General features: G+C 68.0%; 4 protein-coding genes. All 4 read right to left on the minus strand.

What is annotated here, in order from left to right; genetic code table 11:
- Positions 1–632: HNH endonuclease (locus VKP62_14620; GenBank protein MEB3198431.1), on the minus strand; the 632-nt coding region annotated here is incomplete at its 3' end.
- 314 nt (positions 633–946) lie between these two features.
- A complete protein-coding gene (locus VKP62_14625) occupies positions 947–2,047 on the minus strand; it encodes a site-specific integrase (GenBank protein MEB3198432.1) in 1,101 nt (366 codons plus the stop codon).
- Positions 2,044–2,388: a hypothetical protein gene (locus tag VKP62_14630; protein MEB3198433.1), complete on the minus strand. Its 345-nt coding sequence runs from the start codon at positions 2,386–2,388 to the stop codon at positions 2,044–2,046. The genes VKP62_14625 and VKP62_14630 overlap by 4 nt, the downstream gene beginning before the upstream one ends.
- The coding region (locus VKP62_14635; protein MEB3198434.1) for a hypothetical protein at positions 2,385–2,720 on the minus strand (336 nt) is incomplete at its 5' end. The genes VKP62_14630 and VKP62_14635, both read right to left, overlap by 4 nt.

Genomic DNA, 2,720 nt, shown 5'->3' on the forward strand with positions numbered 1-2,720 from the left:
GGTTGGGGTGCTTCGATTGCAACCGGCTGCTGCTCTGCTCTCTTCTTCTCTTCTCTTCTCTCCTCTTCTCTTCTCTTCTCTAGGCTACGCATATGCGTAGCAACTTGCTCCACACGCTGCGCTGGGCCGCGGTAGTCTGTGCTACGGACGCGCTTCCGCCTATTGCATTGGCGGCAAAGGACTTGCAGGTTGTCAGGTTCTGGGTTGCCACCCTGACTGACCGGCACGATGTGGTCAAGTTCGAGGTGCTGTGCGGTACCGCAGGCAGTGCATTTGTGCCCATCCCGCGCCATCACCAGCGCACGAATGCGCTGCGGTACGCTGCGCCGACCCCACTTTTGCGCTGCCGTTGCGCTGACCTGCGTCTCAGCCACCAGCAGCCCAGCAGCCACCAACGCCTCCAAATCCACGGCCTGGCGGGCATTGATCCGCTGGCCGACCCATGCCGGGTCGTTCGGGATCTTCCCGTCATTCCCAGCGGCGAGGCACCAAATGCCGACCAAGTGGGCCTTGGCGTGGTCGGGCAGGCTGGCAAAGGTGTAGTCGTCGAGGATCGCTCGGTGCAGCTTGATCCAGATCGGGTTCCGGTCCTTGTAGTGCTGGAACTCGGACCAGTTCTTGACCACCAGCATCCGGCTCACGGGCACCCCCAGGCATCGCCCGGCAGGCGCACGGGCTGGGGGGTGTTTTGTGGCACTTTTATGGCACCCTGACCCGGACTTTCGGGTGCGCTTCGGGTGTTTGGCGTGGTCACCGGACCCGACCTAACTACTTTGCTGGCTTGATGTTCCGGGGTTTTGTGGGTTTGCTTGCTGCATGCGGTCGTCGGTTCAAATCCGACCAGTGGCTCTTTTTGCATCTCACCATCCTGCAACACGTTAGCTGGCCTGACCTCATGTAGTACTGCGATTTTTATGGCACCCATATGGCGGGGGGTGGCCACCGATTACCGCTCACCACTGGCCGCATCGGCGGCCTGCAGCATCCGATCTGCCCGCTCCTTCAGGTACTCCTTCGCCCGCCGCGGATCGGTGTCCCCGATCCACTGCACGCCCAGCCAGGGATCGCCCGTGCCCTCCGCCACGTTGCCCGCCGCCATGCGCCGGAAGCCGTGGGCGGCCCGGTACGGCTGGTGCGTCACGCCCGTGGCCCGCTCCGCGGCCCGGAGGTGGTACCAGAACGCCTGGTAGGTGTAGGGCTCCCCATCGGGGCCGGGGACCACATAGGGGCTGTCGGGAGCCTTGGCGCGGCTGGTGAGCAGGGCGCTGTAGGCATCCCAGGTCAGCGGCTGGGTGCGGGCACGGCCCTGCTTGTTGGTCTCCTTGGGCCAGCGGATCACGCCCGCCTCGAGGTCGAGGTCGGCCCACCGCAGCTGCAGGATGGCCTGCACCCGCTCGCCCTGTGCCCCGGCCAGCATCATCACGGCCCACGCCCGCCACTTCCGGGACTGCTGGCCACCGCCCAAGGCCATGAGCAGCCGCTCCCATTCGTCGCGCCGGTACTCGGTGGGGGCGTGGGTGCGTTCATCCTTGCCCGCCTTGAACGTGTAGCGGGCCACCCGGTTCCGCTGCAGCAGTTCCATCCGGTCGCCCCAGTGGTAGACCAGCTTGACCACCCGCACCGCGGCCCGGACCTGGTTGATGGCGTGGTGCTTGGCGTCCTCCACCCGGAAGCGGGCCACCGTTTCGGTGGCGACATCCTCCGCGATGGTGTCCGCGCCGACGAACAGTTCCCACCGCCGCCAGCGATCCTTGTAGAGCCGGATGGTGTTGGGCCGCAGGGTCGCCGCCTCCGCCTCGAGGTAGCGGCGGAACAGTTGCTGCACCGTGAGGGCGTCCGTGGGGCGGGCGGGAGCCTGCTGGGCATCGGACAGCCCGCGGGCGAACGCCAAGGCTTCGGCCCGGTTGGCGGTGGTGTCGGCCCACGTCCGGTACTGCCGCCGTCCGTGCTGCGTCCACTTCACCAGCACCCGCTCGCCTTCGGTGTAGACCCGCACCACGGGGATGCGCTTGAGCAGGGGCTTCGGGGTCAGGTCAAACCGGGTCATGCGGCTGCCGCCTTTCGTCCGGCCTCGTAGGCCGCCAGTCGGTTGGCGCGGCGGGGAATGATGCAGCGCCGGTACTGTCGTGCCGCCCGCCGCCGCCCCTGCGGCACCAGCCGGGCCATCCCCAAGTCCATCCACTCCGCGAACCGGCTCTTGAGCCAGGTGCCGCTCCGGCCGCTGGCCAGTTCGGCCTCAGACTCCGTGAGCCAGTCCAGATAGGGAGACATACAGTCCCGCACCCGGTCGCACACCGACTCCATGCTATCAGCTTGCGCCTTGTGGCCGTTGGCCCTGAGGACCGCGGCCTCGCCGCGGACATCGGCCAGCACCTCTTCGAGTGTCATGCCGCCGCCTCCATCGCCGTCCACACCCGGCACCCATCCCGTTCGTCGCCCGTGGGGCGGGCCAGCCCCAGCCGTTCCAGTTCCGGCAGCCGCCGCTGCGCCCCGGTGTGCCAGTTGAGGCGCTGGTCGATTTCCCGATAGGTCAGGTCGCCATACTGGCGCAGCACGGCCAGCACACAGGCCCGCTGGCCACTGGCCGCGGGGGCGGCCCGCTCCGCCGCCTGATGGCTGGTGACGGGATCGCTGGCGCGAGCGCGGGTGGACGGGGCGAACAGCGGTAAGTCAGGGGGTGCCACCGCTGTCGCCGCCGCCCGGTGTGCCGCCCACTCGCG

This window comes from Candidatus Sericytochromatia bacterium, from assembly GCA_035285325.1.
Lineage (GTDB): Bacteria > Cyanobacteriota > Sericytochromatia > S15B-MN24 > JAQBPE01 > JAYKJB01.